13 protein-coding genes are annotated in these 19,341 nt (G+C 61.9%); 2 read left to right on the forward strand and 11 right to left on the reverse strand.

Going from position 1 to position 19,341, the window contains the following annotated elements; translation table 11 throughout:
- Positions 1-3: 3 nt before the first annotated feature.
- From GN112_RS14450 to GN112_RS14475, 6 genes are all read right to left on the reverse strand, one after another.
- The gene (locus tag GN112_RS14450; protein ID WP_155310859.1) at positions 4-948 is read right to left on the reverse strand and encodes an acetamidase/formamidase family protein; all 945 of its coding nucleotides are present in this window, start codon (positions 946-948) and stop codon (positions 4-6) included.
- Between the two features lie 22 nt (positions 949-970).
- Entirely contained in the window at positions 971-1,750 is a 780-nt protein-coding gene (gene fabG, locus GN112_RS14455) for a 3-oxoacyl-ACP reductase FabG (RefSeq protein WP_155310860.1), read from the reverse strand.
- Between the two features lie 21 nt (positions 1,751-1,771).
- Positions 1,772-2,596, reverse strand: coding sequence for an ABC transporter permease (locus tag GN112_RS14460; RefSeq protein ID WP_155310861.1), 825 nt, complete (start codon positions 2,594-2,596; stop codon positions 1,772-1,774).
- Between the two features lie 3 nt (positions 2,597-2,599).
- Positions 2,600-3,454: an ABC transporter permease gene (locus tag GN112_RS14465; protein WP_155310862.1), complete on the reverse strand. Its 855-nt coding sequence runs from the start codon at positions 3,452-3,454 to the stop codon at positions 2,600-2,602.
- Positions 3,451-4,533: an ABC transporter ATP-binding protein gene (locus GN112_RS14470; RefSeq protein ID WP_155310863.1), complete on the reverse strand. Its 1,083-nt coding sequence runs from the start codon at positions 4,531-4,533 to the stop codon at positions 3,451-3,453. The genes GN112_RS14465 and GN112_RS14470 overlap by 4 nt, the downstream gene beginning before the upstream one ends.
- A gap of 154 nt (positions 4,534-4,687) precedes the next feature.
- A complete protein-coding gene (locus tag GN112_RS14475; RefSeq protein WP_155310864.1) occupies positions 4,688-5,821 on the reverse strand; it encodes an ABC transporter substrate-binding protein in 1,134 nt (377 codons plus the stop codon).
- Between the two features lie 209 nt (positions 5,822-6,030).
- Here GN112_RS14475 and GN112_RS14480 point away from each other — a divergent pair, with 209 nt between their 5' ends.
- Together GN112_RS14480 and GN112_RS14485 are read left to right on the forward strand one after the other, a co-directional pair.
- A complete protein-coding gene (locus GN112_RS14480; protein WP_155310865.1) occupies positions 6,031-7,032 on the forward strand; it encodes a phosphotransferase enzyme family protein in 1,002 nt (333 codons plus the stop codon).
- An 18-nt stretch (positions 7,033-7,050) separates the two neighbouring features.
- Positions 7,051-8,379 carry an aspartate aminotransferase family protein gene (locus tag GN112_RS14485; protein WP_155310866.1) on the forward strand — a complete coding sequence of 443 codons (1,329 nt, stop codon included), beginning with the start codon at positions 7,051-7,053 and terminating at the stop codon, positions 8,377-8,379.
- Between the two features lie 186 nt (positions 8,380-8,565).
- Here the strand turns inward: GN112_RS14485 and GN112_RS14490 are convergent, their stop codons facing one another.
- From GN112_RS14490 to hrpA, 5 genes are all read right to left on the reverse strand, one after another.
- Positions 8,566-8,949, reverse strand: a complete 384-nt coding sequence (locus tag GN112_RS14490) for a VOC family protein (protein ID WP_155310867.1) — start codon at positions 8,947-8,949, stop codon at positions 8,566-8,568.
- A gap of 84 nt (positions 8,950-9,033) precedes the next feature.
- Positions 9,034-13,464 carry a YCF48-related protein gene (locus tag GN112_RS14495; protein ID WP_155310868.1) on the reverse strand — a complete coding sequence of 1,477 codons (4,431 nt, stop codon included), beginning with the start codon at positions 13,462-13,464 and terminating at the stop codon, positions 9,034-9,036.
- A gap of 30 nt (positions 13,465-13,494) precedes the next feature.
- Positions 13,495-14,787: a lamin tail domain-containing protein gene (locus GN112_RS14500; RefSeq protein ID WP_155310869.1), complete on the reverse strand. Its 1,293-nt coding sequence runs from the start codon at positions 14,785-14,787 to the stop codon at positions 13,495-13,497.
- A gap of 132 nt (positions 14,788-14,919) precedes the next feature.
- The gene (locus tag GN112_RS14505) at positions 14,920-15,138 is read right to left on the reverse strand and encodes a hypothetical protein (protein WP_155310870.1); all 219 of its coding nucleotides are present in this window, start codon (positions 15,136-15,138) and stop codon (positions 14,920-14,922) included.
- 108 nt (positions 15,139-15,246) lie between these two features.
- Positions 15,247-19,230 (reverse strand): ATP-dependent RNA helicase HrpA, encoded by a 3,984-nt coding sequence (gene hrpA, locus GN112_RS14510; protein ID WP_155310871.1) that lies wholly within the window; start codon positions 19,228-19,230, stop codon positions 15,247-15,249.
- Positions 19,231-19,341: the final 111 nt, after the last annotated feature.

Here is a 19,341-nt window from a genome sequence, read left to right on the forward strand (position 1 = left end):
CGGTTAACGCTGAAAGACGATTTTCGGGAGATAGCAGGAAACCACCCAGTCGGGTGTATCAACAATTTCATTGATACGCAAATCGGCACACACACTGAGCAGCAGGTAGGCCTCAACATCCGCCATTTGATAAGTGGCGGCCACCCAATCCACCATGTCGCTGACTGCATTTTTGGCCGACGTCATGAGATCGCCGCCCATGGCCATGCAAACCTCGTATCCGCCCGGGTCAAAATGGTTGCTCACCGGGCCTGAGGTGGTAAAGCGCGGAAAGTTGAGGTTGGCCCGCTTGACAAGATCCAGCTTGAGGGTCATGCGCATGGGCGTTTCGATGGCCGTGCCGCAGATCTCCCCATCCCCCTGGGCCGCGTGGCCGTCACCGCAGGAAAACAGCGCACCGGGCACGCCCACCGGCAGCAGCAGGCGACTCCCCTCGCCGATGTCGCGGGTGTCCATGTTGCCGCCGAATCGCCGCGGATTGACCACGCTGTGGGTGCCCGCTTCCGGCAGGGCGTTGCCCATGATACCCGGAAACGGCCGTAGCGGTACCCTGGCGCCCGCCTTGAACTCGGCGGGTGCCAGCCCGACCGGATCCAGTTTCCAGATGTGCAGGGCCGGGTCGGTAAAACGCTCGGCCAGCAGGCCGAAACCGGGGATGTTGGCGGTCCAGCCCCAATCGGCGATTTCCAGGTTCAGGACGGTCACCTCGAGGGCGTCACCCGGCTCGGCACCGTCGACGTAAACCGGGCCGAAGGTCGGATTGATCCGGTCGAATTCGAACCGGCCGATATCGTCCACAGTGCTGTTCCGATTCAGCTGCCCGCCCCCGGCATCGATGGTATCGAATGTGACGATATCGCCGGGAGCCACGTGAAGCACCGGCGTGAGCTGATGGTTCCAGCCGAAATGCGCCTGGGCGCGGCCGACGGCGTGCCTGTTCTGGTTCATGGAAATCCCTTTCGGCGTGGAGTTATATCTCTTCCAGGGCTTCGAGCGACTCCGGCAGAATCTGCCCGCCGTCGACGACAATGGACTGGCCGGTGATGTAGGCGGCTTCGTCCGATGCGAAAAACAGCGCCGCATACCCGATATCCTTCACGTCCCCCAGCCGCTTGAGCGGAATGGAGGCCGCCATGGTGTCCAGATAGTCCTGGCCCAGGCCCTCCAACCCCTCGGTAACGATGTTGCCCGGCATGACCGCATTGATCGTGGTGTTGTACCGGGACAGCTCCATGGCCGCGGTTTTCAAAAAGCCCAGTTGGCCGGCTTTGGATGCACCGTAGTGGGCCCACCCCGGAAAGGCCGTCACCGGGCCGGTAATGGAGGATGTCACCACCACCCGCCCCCGGCCGTTCTTCTCGAAATACGGGATGCAGGCCTTGACGCATAAAAAGGTGCTCTTGAGATTGGTCTGCATCACGGCATCCCAGTCGTCACCGGTCAGCTCGATAATCTTTTTCTGGGGAAAAATCCCGGCATTGGCGCACAGGATGTCGACACCGCCGAAGGTATCGGCCGTTTTGGCGACCATGGCCGCCACCTGGTCCTCGTCGGTAACGTCGCAAAGGGTGTATTCGGCGGTACCCCCGGCGGCGCTGATCTCCTCGACGGTCTTGACCGCATCGGCTTCCCCCCGGGCGACCACCATAATTTTGGCCCCCTGGGCCGCAAAAACCGTGGCGATGCCCTTGCCAATGCCTTTGGACGCGCCGGTAACAATGACGGAACGATTCTGTATGGAAGTCAACATAACGGTGTTCTCCTTTGAAATTTAATGGGGTTGAACGGCCGGTCGGGCCGTTTTCAGGCGTTTGATCATCGGCAGCAGGGCACGAACCAGCAAAGCGACCACGATCACCAGTGCCGAGGCAGCCACCGAGAGCACCCCCAACGTAGGCACCAGGGGGGAGTAGCCCGACACCATTTTGGCGTACAGCCACTCGGGCAGGGTGGAATCCGCACCAGTGGTGAACAGGGAGAGGGGGAAATTGCCCCAGCTGAGCAAAAAGGCGAACAGGCCGGCCGAGTTGACCGCCGGCATCAACAGCGGAATCGTCACCTCGCGCATGATCTGCCAATTGGTGCAGCCCATGTCGCGGGCTGCATCTTCCAGCGACGGGTCGAAACCGTATGCCCGGATGGCGATGATCAGGGTGACGATCGGCGTAATCCATACCAGGTGGGCGACGATGGCCGTGTGCCAGCTGGGAATGATGCCCAGGGCGTTGAACCACATCAGCAGGGCCAGCCCCAGCACGGTCTGGGGGAAGAAAATCGGCAGCAGAATGAGCTTCTGGTAGAGCTTGCGGAACCGCCACTGATAGCGCGCGAAAGCCAGGGCACCGAAAAACCCGAACAAAATCGAGATCAGGGTAACGATGGCGGCAATGGTCAGGGAGGTCCAGACCAGTCCGGCCACCGTGTCGCTAGCCAGGGCACTGGCATACCATCCGGTGGCATACTTGCGGATGGGAAACCTCAGGTAGCGCGCCTTGGATATGGAGGCGAAGCCCACGGCGACGATCGGCAGATAGAGAAACAGCAGAACGCCGAGGCCGTATAGATAGAACAGGACGTTGGCCGGTCGAGATTTCATGGGCTACCTCCCCTTACCCATCACGCTATCCAGGTCGATTTTCATCAGGGTCATCACGATCAGAATGGAGATCACCAGGATCAGGACCATGGCCAGGGCCGATCCCAGGGGCCAGTTCTGACCATAGGTAAACGCGCTTTCGACGTCATCGGAAATCACGATGACGGCTTGGCCGCCGAGCAGCTTGGATTCGGCCACGGCCCCGGCGGCCAGGACAAAAGTGAGCAAAGCGCCCACCACGATCCCGGGAGACGCCAGGGGCAGTTCGATGTTGGTGAAAATTTGCCAGCGGTTGGCCCCCAGGTCCGCCGCGGCATGCCGGGCATCATCGGGAATCATGCTGATTCCCTGGGCCAGCGGGAACAGCATGAACGGCAGATAGATATAGACCAGACCGAAGACGATCACCGGCACATTGTAGAGCAGCCCGTCGAACCCGTTTCCGGTCCATGCGCGCAGGTATCCTTCCAGCATGCCGCCTTTCATCAGGGTGATCACCCAGCCGAAGAGGCGGATGTTCTCCGAGACAAACAGCGTCATCACCACGGCAATGGTGATCACCAGGGTGAAGCGCTTGAAAATGCGGACCATAGCATAGGCCAGCGGCCAGCAGATCACCAGCAAAAGGGCCGTGGCCACGGCGGCCATGCCCAGCGACCAGGCCAGCGATTTCCAGTAGCCTTCGCGCACAAACTCGGCATAAGCCGAGAAATCGGGGACATGGGCAAGGCTGAAAACCTTTGCCGGCATGATCGAAAAGGCGGCGATGGCCAACAGCGGGGCGATAAAGGTGACCAGCAGCAGGGTCGTCAGCGGCAGTGAGGAAAAAGCGCCCAGGCGCGCTTCACGACCGTTCATGAAACCGCCTCCTGGATCAGATGGGCCTGTTTGAGGTCAAACCCCAGCCGTATGACTTCTCCGGCCGACGCGCCGGGGGTGTGGTTGGCGGCCTCGACGACAAGGGCCCGGCCGCCTTCCTGCTCGACCTCGTACTGGGTGCGCGATCCGAGCAAATATTGACCGGCCACCCTTCCCCGGGTGATGAAATCGGCCAGATCGTTTTCGGACAGGATGCGGATCGATTCGGGACGCACCATCAGGGTGTTCTTTTTGTCCGGGGCGATGTCGATGGCCGCTGCCGCCTCGGCGGAGATGCTGAAATGGGCAATCGCGGCACCGCTGCCAGCCGCATCACGCGCCACCGCGAACAGGTTGACATCCCCCATGAACGACGCCACGAAACAGCTTTGGGGCCGGTTGTAGATTTCATCGGCCGGTCCGATCTGCTCGAAACGGCCCTCGCGCAGGATGGCGATGCGGTCGGACATCACCATGGCCTCTTCAAGGGAGTGGGTGATATAGATAAAGGTTTTTCCCGTTCTCAGGTGCAGCGCCTTGAGCTCCTTTTCGAGGGTCTTGCGCAGCCGGTAATCCAGCGCCGACAGCGGTTCGTCGAAAAAGAGGATCTCCGGATCGAAAGCCAGGGCCCGGGCCAGGGCAATACGTTGGCGCTCACCGCCCGAGCACTGGTTGATGTGCTTGCCGTAGTAATTCTCGGGAAGACGGAACATGGACAACAGTTCCAGGGCCCGTTTTTTGCGTTCGGCCGCGGGCATCCCTTTGATCTTCAGCGGGAATTCGACGTTCTGGCCGACACTGCGGTGGGGAAAGAGCGCCAGGGACTGAAACACCATACAGGTGGGACGCCGGTTGGCCGGCACACGATCCAGGCGGGTGTTGCGCAGCCAGATGGAGCCTTCGGTCTGCTCCTCCATGCCAACCAGCAGTTTGATCAGGGTGGTCTTGCCGCTTCCCGACGGGCCGACAATGGTGAAGAATTCTCCCTCGCGAACCTTGAGGTCGATATCCTTCAGCGCGACAAAACCGCCGTACTCCTTGCGCAGACCGGCGATCTGAAGAATGGGTAGTTCGGTCATAACACTCACCGGTGACCGTTCCGGGTCAGCCACAGGCGGCGTTCCGGAGGGGCACCTATTGGTCGGATTGGTTCAAAGGGCCGGTGAATCGCTGTTCACCGGCCAGACTCGGTTGCAACGGTTGCGTCGCCGACGATCCCGGAGGGAGCAGCACTTAGGCCCGTTTGGCGGCAGAGTAAATTTTGATCAGCTCGTCATAGGACGCGACCACGTCGTATTCCAGACAGCGGGACATCTCTTCTTCCAGCGTACCCCACTGAATGGCGTCGAGTTCCTCGGCGTTCCAGAGCTTGAAAACCTCCGGGTTGCCCATCTGACTGACCGGGTTGTAGGTGCCTTCGGCGAACCCGACAGCCTTGCAGATTTCCGGTTTCTGCACGAACTCGAGAAAATCCTCGGCCAGCGGAGACGGCGTGGGATTGTTGACCAGGGAGGTCAGCTCGATCCAGGCCACCCCGCCCTTGCCGTCCACGGGGCCCGATTGGGGGGTGATCGCCAGGACGTTGGTCAGGCCGTCCAGGCGGGCCGGGCTGGCGGTGTAGGTTCCACCGGTGAAATAGGCATCGATTTCGCCGTTGATCAGGGCCGTGTTCATGGCCACCAGATCGTCGGAAAGCATCTTGGAGCCGCCGAAAATCTGGATGGCGGTCTTCTTGAAGGTCTCCATTCCAGCGGCATCCAGGGGTTTGAAGGGGTTCAGCCCGCCGGTCAGACACATGTGGATGATATTCCAGTTGTCATAGGTCAGGATGCCGTAACGGCCCTTCATCTTGGGGTCCAGAAAGAGTTTCCAGCCCTGCTCTTCGGCCGTCTTACGGCTGATCTTGTCGGTGTTGACCACAAAACTGAACGGCCCGTAACGCTGGGGCATGCCGATGAGATTGCCGTTGTCGGCAAAGGCCAGTGGATAGGGCTTTTTGAACTCAGGCGACATCTTCTCGAAAAAGGGCAGGAAGCGCGCCTTGTCGAGGGGCTTGATCAACCCCTCGGGCATAAGCTGGTTGCGCGCCCAGGGCTGGTTCACATTGATCAGGTCCCATACCTTGACTTCTCCGGCGCGCAGCTTGTTGATCATGTCCGGATCCGAGGTTCCGCTTTCCGCGCGCACGGTGGCCTTGGGATGCGCCTTGCGGAAAGGCCCCAGGACATCGTCCGTATTGTACCCCTCCCAACACAGGATATTGAGCTCGTTCTTGTCTGCGGCAAACACCTTGCCGGGCAGGCCGCAGGCCAGCGCCGCCACCGACAGTCCTACTGTTTTGTTGAAATCGCGTCGGGTCATCCTCATGGAACCACCTCCATCGTCGTCAAGCATTGTTGGTTGATCAGCAGCGTTCGTCGTCATTCTTTTGAACAACAAAATTATTTTCTGCACAGTCACAGATTTTTATGACTAAATCAAGAAAAAATGTTGTTTTTGGACTTTTTTTTCTTTATAGTCACAGACAATTTTGTTGTTCTTGCCACACAATAATGTAACAAAGAGGTAAGGCGGAAATGGCCGAAACGTACAATGACAGGTTTATCAAAGCGATGCAGCACGGCGTGGAAGCGTTGCTGCACGAATGGGAACTGCCCGCGAGCAGCGGTGTATCACTGCTGAACATATCGGAAAACGCCACTTTTGTGGCCCGGGATCCGGCGGGTGAGCGGTCGATCATCGCGCGGGTCCATCGCCCCGGCTACCACACCCGGCAGGAGATCGAATCGGAACTGAGCTGGATCGACAGCCTGTGCAAAGCAGGAATCGTGTCGACGGCCGCCCCCCTGCCCCTGAATTCCGGCGGCAGGATTGCCGAGTTCAGTTACAATGGTGAATCGCGCCTGGTGGTCGGCTTCGAATTTCTGCCGGGCAGCGAGCCAGCCCCGCAAAACGATCTCAAAAGCGATTTCTATGCCCTGGGGGCAATTACGGCGCGCCTTCACGACCACAGTCAGCGCTGGCGGGTTCCCGCTGGATTCGTCAGAAAAACCTGGGATTTTGACAGTATGCTGGGAAACCGGCCCCTGTGGGGAGACTGGCGGGAAGCGTTGGGCCTGGACGACCAGGGCCGCCGGCTGCTGGAGGAGACCGCTCGGCACCTGGAAAAGGAGCTGTCGGCCTATGGCAAGGAGGGGCACCGTTTCGGCCTGGTGCATGCGGATCTTCGCCTGGCCAACCTGCTGGTCGACGGCAAGACCCTCAGTGTGATCGATTTCGACGACTGCGGTTTCAGCTGGTTCATGTACGATTTTGCTGCGGCCATCAGCTTCATTGAAGAGGACCCCCAGATTCCCGAACTGCAGGACAGCTGGGTCGCCGGCTACCGTTCCATCAAAAAGCTTTCCACAGCGGACGAAGCCGCGATCCCGACCTTTATCATGCTCCGGCGCCTGCTGCTGACCGCCTGGATCGCCAGCCATGCGGAGACCGAAACCGCCCAGGCGCTGGGCCCGGCCTACACCCGCGGCACCATCCGGCTGGCAACAAGATACCTCGATACCCACCACCATTGCTAACAGGAAGCGACGATCCCCATGCCCCCTGCAATCAGACAAATACTGGACATGAACGCCTTTGATGCCAGCCGGAAGAGTGGCCCCGGCAATCCGCTGCTGGAACGCCGCCTGCAGAATTTCGGCGCGGCATCGGTTCTTTTTTACCGCTCCCCCATCGAAATGGTCCGCGCCCGCGGCGCCTGGATGGTCGCGGAGAACGGCAAGCAATATCTGGATTTCTACAACAACGTGCCTTCGGTGGGCCACTGTCACCCGCGGGTCGTGGATGCCATCAGCGACCAGGTGGCCACCCTGAACATCCATACCCGTTACCTCACCCGCGTGGTAGACGATTACCTCGACGCGCTCAAAGCCACCCTGCCCGGCCACCTGGACAACCTTCTGCTCTCGTGCACGGGCAGCGAGGCCAACGACCTGGCCCTGCGCATCGCCTCGACATGGACCGGCAACAGGGGGTTCATCGTCACCGAAACCGCCTACCACGGCAACACCCTGGCCACGACCGACATCTCACCGGCGGCCCTGAAAAAAAATCCGCTGCCCGATCATGTGGTGGCGATTCCGCCGCCCAGCCCGCTGGTTTTCGAGGACGGCGTCGCCCAGGGGTTTGCCGCCGCCATGGCCAAGGCTGTCGCCACGCTGGATCGACGCGGTTACGGCGTGGCGGCATTGATCTGCGATTCGATTTTCTCCAGCGACGGGGTATTCAGCGACCCGGCCGGATTTCTGGCCGATGCGGTCGACGTTGTCAGGCAGGCCGGCGGGCTCTACATTGCCGATGAGGTTCAGCCAGGGTTCGCCCGCACGGGAGAATGCATGTGGGGCTTCCAGCGCCACGCCGTGAGGCCGGACCTGGTGACCATGGGCAAGCCCATGGGAAACGGATTCCCCATGGCGGGTGTGGCCGCGCGCGCGGCACATATGAACCGGTTCTGCGAAGATGTGGGATATTTCAATACGTTTGGCGGCAATCCGGTTGCCGCCGCCGCCGGTCAGGCCGTGCTGGATATCATCCGGGAGGAACGGCTCATGGAAAACGCCCTCAATGTCGGCGGGCAGATCGTGGCCGGGCTGAATACGTTGCGCGCGTCCCACCCGGTGATCACTGCTGTCCGGGGCTGCGGCCTGTTTATCGGCACCGATCTGTGTGCGGATGGCGACCCCCGCCGGCCGGATCAGTCGATCACCACGGATGTGATCAACGGTCTCAAGGAACGCGGCGTGCTGATCGGTGCCGCGGGCAAGTACGGCAACACACTGAAGCTGCGGCCGCCCCTGTGTCTGACGGCCGGCGAGGCCAATATTTTTTTAAATGCCCTGGAGGATACCCTCGGTCAGACCCGATAACAGGCCGGGGCAAAGGAAGATGTCGGGGCGTTACAGCTGCTGGGCTCGTAAAAATTCGCCGTTCAGACGGATTCGTAAGAAGCCCGAGATCAAGGCTTGCGAATCCTGAGGAATGAGGAGTACTGAGCGTACTTCGCAGTGACGAAGGATACGCGTAACGCCGATATCGGGTTTTTTACGAATCCGTCAAAGTTCTTGGACCAGTTCGATGAGAACATCGTCCGGCCCCTTGAAAAACGCCACCCGCAGACCGTCATCCGTATTGCGGGGCTGGACGACAAATTCGACTCCCCTGTCGGTCAGCTCCCGGCAGGCGGCGTCAGTGTCGTCGACCCCCAGGGCCATGTGGTGGTAGCCGTAAACCGGGCCGGTGATATCCGTGTTGACGGTTTCCCCTTCGGCGGCCACCCGCAGATTGACGATGGTGCCGTTCAGATCGAGGGACGCACCATCGGCCGTACCGAATTTCTGGTATCCTTTCAGGGCGGCACCCAAAATCCGGGTAAAAAAATCGACGGTCGCTTCAAGATCGCCGCACAACAGGTGAAGGTGGTGAAATCGGTAGTTCATCACAATCCTTTCTCATCTGGAATGATCAGCAGTTCGCTTCCCCCTTATAATATCCGCGGATCAGAAACAAACCCAAATTCCCCGTCACAGACCCGTTTCCGCCAGTACCGCCAGGAAGGCGTCGCGGTGCCGGATCAGGGATTCAACGCCGTGGCCGAAGGTCTTCCGGTAATTCTCGAAGGCCGCTTTCAGTTTGGCGGCGGTATCGGCCAGAACCGCAGGATCGGTATCCGCAACAAGGTCAAAAGCGTGGGTTAAGCGGTCGATCAGGTCTTGGCTGGTTTCTGAAAAAAGATCCCTGAGCACCGCTTCGTCCTTCACCCACTCCGGGTTCACGTGGTAGACCGCGCCCAGGGCCACCAGAACCGGTTCGGGCACGCCTTCAGACCGTTTTTCCGCCGCGGAATCGTCTCTCCGGTGGATGGCCCACCGCCAGATACGCTCCCACAGGCTGAGGTTTTCCGGCTCACTGCGCAGGCGCATGGCCACGTAGCGCAACCGGTTGAGGAAGCGTTTGATGGTTCGCGGCGTACGGCGCAACAGGACGATCCAGGGATGCCAGATGGCCAGGGCGTCGCGAAACGTACGGGAATCTTTGGTGAAACGTCGTGGCCGCAGGACCAGGTAGCGTCCGCCGATGACGACGAACCCCAGCCCGGCCAGCAGGGCCAGCCAAAGACCGGTCGGGCTCTCGTCCGTGGCCCCCGGACGAAAACCGGCCTTGCCGGTGGGTTTCTCTTCCGGTGCCGGCGTCGGGCGGTCCGGCTCCGCTTCAGTTAGGGTTGCCGGCGTCGCGGCCTCCTTCCGGGGTGCATGGCGCAATACCAGCTCGGCCTTGCGGTCGTCCCTGCCCAGCGTGCCGATGGGGAGCCCCTCTTCGAGTGCCTGCCGCGCCCCCTTGAGCACAATCTCCAGAGCACGCCCGTCCTGGCTGCCCGGTGGCGAACCCAACGCGTCCAATGGAATCCGGATGCGGCCGTCATCCAGGACCACTTCCCCGCCGCCGGTGGCGGCCGGCAGAACGAGCAGGTCCTCTGTTTCGGCCGGCTTCTGCTCTGGCTCACCATCGGGAATGATTCGCCACAGGTACCATGCCAGGGTCGCCAGGACCGCCAGGCAAAGGACGGGGATTTGCTTTTTTACCGTTCGACCGCAAGCGGTCAGTATTCTCACCAGCAGCGAAGGCGGTTCCGTTACCTTGGGTGTGAGCAGGGCACGAGTGGCATCGGCCGACGGCACCGGCACGGGCACCTCGATGTTGATCAGTTTTTCAAGGTACTGTTGAGCGAAACGCCGCCGGTGGGCGAAGCCGTCTTTGCTCCCATCGTTCCCGTTGTTCGTTTCCTCGGCCAGTTCCTTGAACTGCAGGGCCACGCAGGTCTCCACCCACTGCCGGGCCATACCCAGAATGATGAAGCAGCGTCCCGACGCTGCCAGAAAATTGATCGTTTCCAGAATTTCGACCACGTTCTCCTTGGTGCAGCGGTCCAGATCGTCGATGAAAATCACCATCGCCCCCAGATCCAGGCTGGCGGCCACATCCTCGAACTCCTGGGCGAAATGGGCGCGCGCACCGGGGTCGAGCCCGCCCTTCCTGCCGCCTTCCGTCGCCCCCAGGGTCAGCAACCGCTGGGGCGAAAGGCCGAAGGCACGGATGCCCCGCCATGCTGCCGCCACCGCCGGCGAGGCCAGCAGGGCGCCGATCCAGTTGTCGGGGTTATCGGGGATCAGATCGGAAAGGCTGAAAAGATGCCGGATCTCGTCCGGGTTGCCGGCGAGCAGGGCCTGGACCAGGGCCCCCAGGGTGCCGATCAGGGAAACCACCAAACCTTCCAGAAACGGATAGGCGGCGAACAGCAGGAAGGCCAGGGATGCAAAGGCCAGCCGGTTGCGCCGCCCCCGCCGGAACAGCAGGCGCAGCCGGAAAAGGATGCCGCCGGGATGCCACAGGGGCGGGATCGCCTGACGGCGGATATGGGCGTAAAGGGAGGCCAGCAACTGCTCGCCCTTCTGATGGTGCCAGGCGTTAAACCACACCGGGTGGAAACGACGCATTTTCAAGTCATGCAAGAGCAGGTTCATCAGCGATGACTTGCCCGTTCCCCACTCGCCGGTCACGGCCATGGTCAGGGGCGGGTCGGTGTTGCGGTTGGCGATGAAACGCGCCATGCCGGCAGCGATACTGCCCAGGTCCAGCGGGTCGGGGTCTCCGGCCGCCAGGGGCCGGTCCGAGGCCAGGAGATCGGCCACGGTCTCGCCGGCCGCCTCGGGCCAGCCACGCCGCTGGACCACGAACAGAGAGACGATGATCAGAACCAAACACAGGCTCCAGTACCAGGGAGCCGGCAGACGGCGGTACGTGGGCAGGGTCCAGGTCCGGCTCCCATTGACGGTCGACAGGAGCGTACCCCCTGACCCACAGGCGTGGCCATGCCCACCATCCGTGAAATCCAGCGCCCGCAGATCGGCGGCGGTGCCGCTGGACTGTGGACGCCAGGTGCGCCCACCATCGACCGTTGACAGCAGCGTGCCGTTTTCACCACTGACCCAGCCGCGTTCATGGTCGCTGAAATGAAGGGCAAACAGGTAGGCAGTGGTACCACTGGTCTGCACCTGCCAGGTCCGGCCCCCGTCGACCGTCGACAGAATCGTGCCGCCGGACCCGCAGGCCCAGCCATGCTCGTCGTCCGTGAAATAAAGATCGCGCAGATAGAAACGGGCGTCGCTGAACAGCACCTGCCAGGTCTGGCCCCCATCGATCGTCGACAGAAGCGTGCCGCCGGACCCACAGGCCCAGCCATGCTCGCCGTCCGTGAAATATAGGGCCGAGAGCCACGCATCGGTACCGCTGGACTGCGCACGCCAGCTCTGCCCCCCATCGGTCGTCGACAGGAGCGTGCCGTTAAACCCGCCGGCCCAGCCATGCTCAGCGTCGGTGAAGGTAAGGGCCGACAGCCACACATCGGTACCGCTGGACTGCGGATGCCAGGTCCGGCCCCCATCGGTCGTCGACAGCAGCGTGCCGTCAGACCCGCCGGCCCAGCCATGCTCAGCGTCCATGAAGGTAAGGGCCGACAGATCGGCCGTGATGCCGCTGGGCTGCGGGTGCCAGGACCGGCCCCCATCGGCCGTCGACAGCAGCGTGCCGTCAAAACCACCGGCCCAGCCATGCTCGTTGTCCGTGAAATGAAGGGCCGACAGGCCGGCAGCGGTGCCGCTGGACTGGGGACGCCAGGTCCGGCCCCCATCGGCCGTCGACAGAAACGTGCCGTCAGACCCGCAGGCCCAGCCATGCTCAGCGTCCTTAAAATCAAGGGCCGACAGGCCGGCAGCGGTGCCGCTGGACTGAACCTGCCAGGTGCGGCCGCCATCGCCGGTGGACAGCAGCACGCCCTCTTTACCACCGGCCCAGCCGTGTTTAGGATCCGTAAAATGAAGGGCATGCAGGTCGGTGGTGGTGCCGCTGGCCGGTTCGTCCCAATTCCGGCCACCGTCCGTCGTCAACAGGATCAGGCCGTATTCGCCGCAGATCCAGCCGTGCTCAGCGTCCGTGAAATCGAGGGCCGACAGGCGCGGGTACCGACCGCTGGATTGTTCCCGCCAAATCTTTCCCCCATTGGTCGTCGACAGGATCGTGCCGTTGTCCCCACAGGCCCAGCCGTGTTCCTGATCCGCAAAATGGAGGGCGAACAGCTGGTCCCGGGTAACGCGATCCTGCTCTTGCCAGCGCTGCCCCCCATCGGTCGTCGACAGGATCGTGCCGTTGTCCCCGCAGGCCCAACCGTGCCCGCGATCGGTGAAATGGAGATCTGACAACCCGGCGGCGGTGCCACTGGGCTGTGCTTGCCAGGTGCGGCCGCCGTCGCTCGTGCCCAGGATCGTACCGCCTTCTCCCGCTATCCAGCCGCAGGTGTCATCCACGAAGAAAACCGTTTGCAGGTCGGGAACCCGCAATGGCGTGTTTTCCGGTGGTTCCTGCGGTTGCGGTTTTTCCGGCAATTTCTCAGGGGTTGTCTTCACCGGCACCTGCTGCCGGATGTCCCGGACACTTTTTTTACTTTCCTGCCTGTATGCCGGCTGGTCGGCGGCGCTGGCAGGGCGGACGCCCCACCCCAAAAGATTCAGCCCGGCATTTTTTCTCGCCTCCGGTGGTCCGGCAATCTCAACACCGGCAGGAAATGGCCGCCGCATCCATGATTTCCCCTTGTCCCGGCTGACCAGGATCAGGCCGCCGCCCCCCACCGCCCAGATCACCCCGCTTCCGGGAACGATAACCACATCATTCAAATTACCGGATACCATGGGCAGGCGCATGAAGGCGTTTTCCTCGTAAGGGAAAAGGAACGTCTCCTTGAATGAAGCCGGTTTGAAGGGATCCGGCCGGGGAATTTGCTTCAGGGCGTAGACGGTGGCGGCGACAAAAACGACCAGACAACAGCCGATCACCCAGCCGGCGGCGATCTTTTGGCGTCCGCCGCTGACAGCCTGCTTCACATGAACCTTGGGTGCGCTCATGGCTGCTCCTTGTATTGGGTTGCCGGGAACTTAAAGCAAAATCGTCTCGCCCTGGGTCTTCACCTGCCCTTTGGAGTAGGTCACCAGATGGACCGCATGATCATTGGCGTCGAGAAGGCGGATGCTCCCGCCCTTGTTGGAGAGTTGGACACCGGACGGATCGAGCACCACGCGAAGCGTTTCACCGGCACCGACGGTCATGCCCGAAAGCGGCTGCCGCCTGGCGTTGCGGTCTTCAAGGTGCCAGCCGTCAAGGGCGGCGGCGGCACTGCCGGTATTGATCAGGGTCACGCTTTCACTTCCCGGATCGTGCCCCTCTGGGTTGACCAGGGCGGCGATGATGCGGATGCGGCCGTCGACCACCGGTGTTGCCGGTGGAACGGGGATATCGATGTCGGTCGGGGTCACCGGAGGCGTCGATGGGATGGTCGGGCCTTCCGCCCCGGAAAAAACCGGGTAAAAGGTTCTGACGTGGCGGTTCGAGTCATCCCGGAAGACCTTCAGATGGTACCGCGCACCGTTGATCACGGCGTCCTTGGGAGCCCGCGCACCGACGTGGGCACGCACCGTCCCCAGGGCCAGCAGCCCTTCGACGCTGCAACCCACGAAAAACCCGCCGATTTTTTTGGTCAGCGGGCGCAGGGCGTCACGGTCGTAATCCGGCGCCTGCCAGCGATAGGAGATGGTCACCGATTCCGGGAACTGGGACTGTTCGGCGGACTGTTTGGACCCCAGATAGACGATACGGTCGTCGGACAGGCCGGGAAAATGGTTGGTCGCGCCGTCCACCTGTCGCGCGAAGCCATCGTCGAGGTAGTACTTGTACCAGAAATGGTAGCCCTGTGCCTTGGCGCCTTCCTGTTCGCCCACGGCCACGTGTTCGAACCCTGTCAGGTGCGGATCCCCACCCATGGAAAACCGCCGGAACCACATCTCCATGAGGGTATTGTACCACCGCTCGCGAGTGATGCTGGTTTCCGTGGCGCGGGCCACATAGTCGCGCGCCACCAGCATGGGCGGCGTATCCACCATGGCGTGCACCAGATCGTGCACCTCCTCGCGCTCCTGGGCCGTTTCCTGCTCCTCATCGCGTTCGGGCAGCGCATAGTTGTCGAACAGCACCCGGCACAGCTCATAGGAGCGGCGTTTGCTTTCGGGAATGACAGTCTCGGTGAGAACTCGCAGGTCCCTGTCCGTGGCCGTCAGACGGCTGTTGACCTTGACGAACCCCGTTGACGGATCGCCGCTCTCGGTATCGAGAATGGGTCTGACACCGGAACCGGACTGATCCGCATCCCAGATTTGCTGATAGATGTCGGCCATATCCTCCTCCTTGGGTTGTGGAAGTGAAAAATGAGAACCGGCATACCGCGCGGCTGGTGCAGCAAGCGGTGAGATCGAGGAAACGAGGGGCGGCTGGCGGTATGGTGACGCGTTGAACGATGTCTCTCCGGGTCAATCGCCCGGACTAACGGTATAATAGCGCCCAAAGCGGAAGAAATGCAAGGCGGCAGTTCCCGCCCCCAGGGCAATCGCAAGTAAAATCAAAAACCGGCCGTTCCTGAACACGCACCATTCCCGAAAGTGGGAAAATGCCAAATGCCAAATGTCAAATGTCAAATGAAGGATGAAATCGATTTTAAATTGGATTGATTTTTGTTTTTTCGCGGGCATGGCCCGCCCCGACGCGTTTCAATCGTCTGATTCCACACCGTTTTCCGTAGGAGCTGGCCATGCCTGCGACCAGATGATCCTCATCCGGGTTCCGATAACGACGCTCTACTACACCATGCGCTCGATCTCGCCGATCATCTTTTTCAGCCGCTTGGGCGAGATGGGCCCGTCGGTGCCCACCTCCTGGGCGAAAAGGGAGACCTTGTACTCTTCGATGGCCCAGAAAAATTCCTCCACGGCCGCCCGTTTGTCGGCCGAGGCCCTGCCGTTCATGGATTTGAGCATTTCGTTCAGTGTGGCGGTATAGGGGGCAACCTGGTCCTGGCGGGCGCGATCCTTGGCCAGATCGGTCAGCCCCCGCTGGACCCGGACCGCAATCGTTTTCAGGTAGCGCACCAGATGCAGCAGCCGCTGACGGTCGTACAGCTGCACGAAGTTGTCGGGCACCAGCCGGCGGGCCTCGCCCTTGAGGGTCTCCAGGAATTCGGCCACCACCGGCGCGGAAATACGTTTCTGTTCGACCTCCAGGATGCGGCATTGGACCTCGTGGTGGGCTTCGATCACGGCGATCACCGCCTCGCGAAAATCCTGTCCACACCCATGCACCCGCAGGGCCATCAACTCGGCCACCCGGGCATCGAAATCAGCCGCCGTGAGCGGACTGACGGCAAACAATTGGCGGGTGACCCGTTCGACCAGCTGCGCCTCAACCGCGGCCATTCCGCCGAAATAAACGACCTGGCGTTTGAGCAGTCCCGGAAGTTTGAGATTCTTTTTCAGAAATTTGACGTCATCGGCAAAACGACGGGTCAGAAGAGCGGCCACGCCATCGCGGTGGGCCGCATCCGCCGCACGGGAATCGGTAAAGACACGGATCCCGACCGCTTCATTCTCAACGGCCAGGCGGGGGTAGATGCGCCACGGCGTGCCCTGCCGGTCGTCCACGCTGAGCACCTCGGGCAGATCACCGAAATCCCAGTCGGCAATGCCGGTGCGTTCCCATTTTCTTTTGATCGCCTGGAGACCCGGGGGCAACGCCGGGTCCGCCGACTGCTGGTCGAGCAGGGTTTCATCCCGGCCACTGGCCACCACCCGTCCCTTGGCGTCGGTGATGGAAAGCCGCATCCGCAAATGCTCGGGCAGTTGATCGACCGGCCAGACCGAAGCCGGGATGTCCACCTGCAGATGCTCGAAGAGAAAACGACTCAAGGCCGCCGTCAGGCTCTCCCGGCCGCGGGGCATTTTGTCCACGATCGTCTCCACGGTCTCGGCCACCGGCACCAACTGGACCCGGTAGGCTTTGGGCAAGCCTTTGATCAGGGCGGTGATCTTCTCGGCCAGCAGCCCCGGCACCAGCCAGTCCAGCTGCTCGCGGGGCACGTCGCCGGTGGTCTCGGCAGGGATGGTCACGGTGACCCCGTCGGCGTCGGTCCCCGGATCGAAGACATAGTCGCAGTCGAGCACCCGGTGCCCCAGGTCCAGCTTCTGGGGAAACTGCGCCAGCACCGTCTCCTCGGGCCGGTAGCGGGTCAGCATCTCGCGGTCCAGACGCAGGAAACCGTCGCCGCCCTGTTTGCGGATACGATATTTAAGGGTACGGATGTCGCACACACCGGGAAGGCGCTCGCGGTAAAAGGCGACCAGGCTCTCGTCATCCACCAGGATGTCGCGCCGCCGGATGCGATCCTCCATGCCGCGCACCTCGGCCACCAGATCGGCGTTGTGCTGCATGAACGCCAGGGGCTGTTTGACGTCCATCTCGATCAGCGCGCTACGGATAAAAATGTCACTGGCCTTCTCCGCATCGATGCGACCGAAGGCCACCTGCCGGTCCTGAACGATGGGCAGGCCGAAAAGGGTCACCTGCTCCTGGGCCACCACCTCCCCACGGCTGCGCGACCAGTGGGGATCGCTGGTGCTCCGGCGGCACAGCTCGCCCCCCAGGGGCTCCAGCCAGGCCACATCGATGGTGGCCACCGTGCGGGCGTAGAGCCGCGAGGTTTCGACCATCTCGGCGGCCACGATCCAGCTGCCCGGGTTCTTGAACAGGCCCGATCCGGGAAAAATCATCACCTCGCGCTCCCGGGCGGCCCGGAAAAAAACCTTCTCCTTCTGCATGGCGATGTTGGAGAGAAAACCGCTCAGGATCGAACGCTGAATGGCCGCATACAGCGGGTGAAAGCGCCCCTTGGCGTCCTTGGCGGCGACCGGGACGTCGCCATTGCCACCGGGATCGAGTCCCTGCTCGCGCAGCACCGCAGTGATCTGGCGGTGGATGTCGCGCCACTCGCGGATACGCCGGAAGGAGAGAAAATGCTGGCGGCAGAATTTTTTCAGGGCGTTCATGCTGCGCGGCGCATCCCCCCCGGTGTGGAGCGCCTGCCAGATGTTGAGAATGGTGATAAAATCGGACAGCGGATCTACGAAGCGTCGGTGGGCCTGGTCGGCCTGGGCCTCCCTGTCCAGGGGGCGTTCGCGCACATCCTGAATGCTCAAGGCCGCGGCAATGACCGTCATCTGCCAAAGGCAGCTTTCTTTTTGGGCCTCGATGAGCATGCGCGACAGGCGCGGATCGATGGGCATGCGGGCCATGATTTGACCGGTCTCGGTCAGTCGATAAGGAGCCGCCCCCTTGCGCCGCGTCTCGACCCGGCCGATGGCGCCCAGCTCCTCCAGCAGATTGAAGCCGTCGCGAATGCTTTTTTCCGCCGGCCGGTCGACAAAGGGAAAGTCGGCCACATCGCCCAGTTTCAGGGCGATCATGCGCAGGATCACCTCGGCCAGGTTGGCGCGCAGGATCTCCGGCTGGGTGAACAGGGGCCGGTTCAGATAATCCTCTTCGGCAAACAGACGGACACACACCCCGTTCTGCACCCGGCCACAACGCCCCTTGCGCTGGTCGGCGCTGCTGCGCGAAATCGGCACCACCGGCAGGCTGGTGGTGCGCGAGCGCGGCACATACTGGGAGATGCGCGCCAGTCCCGTATCCACCACATAGCGGATGCCGGGAATGGTGATGGAGGTCTCGGCCACGTTGGTGGCCACGATGATCTTGCGATAACCCGTGGACGCGAACACCCGTTTCTGCTCGCCGGGACTCAGGCGGGCGAACAGGGGCAGGACCAGGGTGCGCGGATAGCCGCGGCCTTCCAGGACCTCACAGGTCTCGCGGATATCCTGCTCGGTGGGCATGAAGACCAGGATATCGCCCCGGCCCTGCCGGCGGATCAGCTCGTCGATGGCCTGGGCCGCCAGTTCCACGGTGGTGCGCTCTTCCCGATCCTCGGGCTCGGCATCGGGAAAGAAATAGCGCGTCTCCACCGGAAAAAGCCGTCCGGAAACCTCGATCACCGGCGCATCGTCAAAGGCCTTTGAGAACTTCTCGGTATCGATGGTGGCAGAGGTAATGATCAGCTTGAGGTTCCTTCGCCGCTGGACCAGGCGTTTCAAAATGCCCAGCACGAAATCGATGTTCAGGCTGCGCTCGTGGGCCTCGTCCACGATGATGGTGTCGTATTCGTTGAGCCAGGGATCGCCCTGGGTCTCGGCCAGAAGGATACCGTCGGTGACCACCTTGATGTAGGCGTCCGGATCGCTCTTGTCCTGGAAACGGATCTTGTAGCCCACCGAACGGCCCAGGTCCTCGCCCAGCTCTTCGGCGATGCGCGCGGACACGGTGGTGGCGGCAATGCGCCGGGGCTGGGTGCATGCGATCTTGCCATCGACGCCCCGGCCGGCGGCCAGGCAGAATTTGGGAATCTGGGTGGTCTTGCCCGATCCGGTTTCACCGGAGATGATGACGACCGGATGATTGCGGATGGCCTCGACGATGTCGGCCTTGGCTGCGGTGATGGGCAGATGGTCGAGGTCATCGAAACGGGGCAACCGCTGCTGGCGGTGCTGACGGCGCAAAACGGCGGCTTCCACGCGCGTCGTCAGATCGGCCATTTGGCGGGCAAACGCCGCTTCGCCCAGCGATTTCCGGCGACGGGTCAGCCTGTCCAGCTGGCGCCGCAACAGCAGCCGGTCCGCATGCATGGTTCGGCCGAGTTGGCGCCGAAAGTCTTTAATGGTGGGTTGTTTGTCGGTCATGATTCTTTACTGATTCGTCCCTTGAGTTGGCGCCTTTCTACCATGCCCGGACCGGAATTCAACCCTTTTTCCCGGGATTTCCCGATTGATGGGGCCTATCGGGGTCTGCCA

This window comes from Desulfosarcina ovata subsp. ovata (assembly GCF_009689005.1).
GTDB classification, from domain to species: Bacteria; Desulfobacterota; Desulfobacteria; order Desulfobacterales; family Desulfosarcinaceae; genus Desulfosarcina; species Desulfosarcina ovata.

Coding starts and splice junctions, on each gene's coding strand:
- GN112_RS14450 (WP_155310859.1), bottom strand. CDS start 948: ATGAACCAGAACAGGCACGCCGTCGGCCGCGCCCAGGCGCATTTCGGC.
- fabG (WP_155310860.1), bottom strand. CDS start 1,750: ATGTTGACTTCCATACAGAATCGTTCCGTCATTGTTACCGGCGCGTCC.
- GN112_RS14460 (WP_155310861.1), bottom strand. CDS start 2,596: ATGAAATCTCGACCGGCCAACGTCCTGTTCTATCTATACGGCCTCGGC.
- GN112_RS14465 (WP_155310862.1), bottom strand. CDS start 3,454: ATGAACGGTCGTGAAGCGCGCCTGGGCGCTTTTTCCTCACTGCCGCTG.
- GN112_RS14470 (WP_155310863.1), bottom strand. CDS start 4,533: ATGACCGAACTACCCATTCTTCAGATCGCCGGTCTGCGCAAGGAGTAC.
- GN112_RS14475 (WP_155310864.1), bottom strand. CDS start 5,821: ATGAGGATGACCCGACGCGATTTCAACAAAACAGTAGGACTGTCGGTG.
- GN112_RS14480 (WP_155310865.1), top strand. CDS start 6,031: ATGGCCGAAACGTACAATGACAGGTTTATCAAAGCGATGCAGCACGGC.
- GN112_RS14485 (WP_155310866.1), top strand. CDS start 7,051: ATGCCCCCTGCAATCAGACAAATACTGGACATGAACGCCTTTGATGCC.
- GN112_RS14490 (WP_155310867.1), bottom strand. CDS start 8,949: ATGAACTACCGATTTCACCACCTTCACCTGTTGTGCGGCGATCTTGAA.
- GN112_RS14495 (WP_155310868.1), bottom strand. CDS start 13,464: ATGAGCGCACCCAAGGTTCATGTGAAGCAGGCTGTCAGCGGCGGACGC.
- GN112_RS14500 (WP_155310869.1), bottom strand. CDS start 14,787: ATGGCCGACATCTATCAGCAAATCTGGGATGCGGATCAGTCCGGTTCC.
- GN112_RS14505 (WP_155310870.1), bottom strand. CDS start 15,138: ATGCCCGCGAAAAAACAAAAATCAATCCAATTTAAAATCGATTTCATC.
- hrpA (WP_155310871.1), bottom strand. CDS start 19,230: ATGACCGACAAACAACCCACCATTAAAGACTTTCGGCGCCAACTCGGC.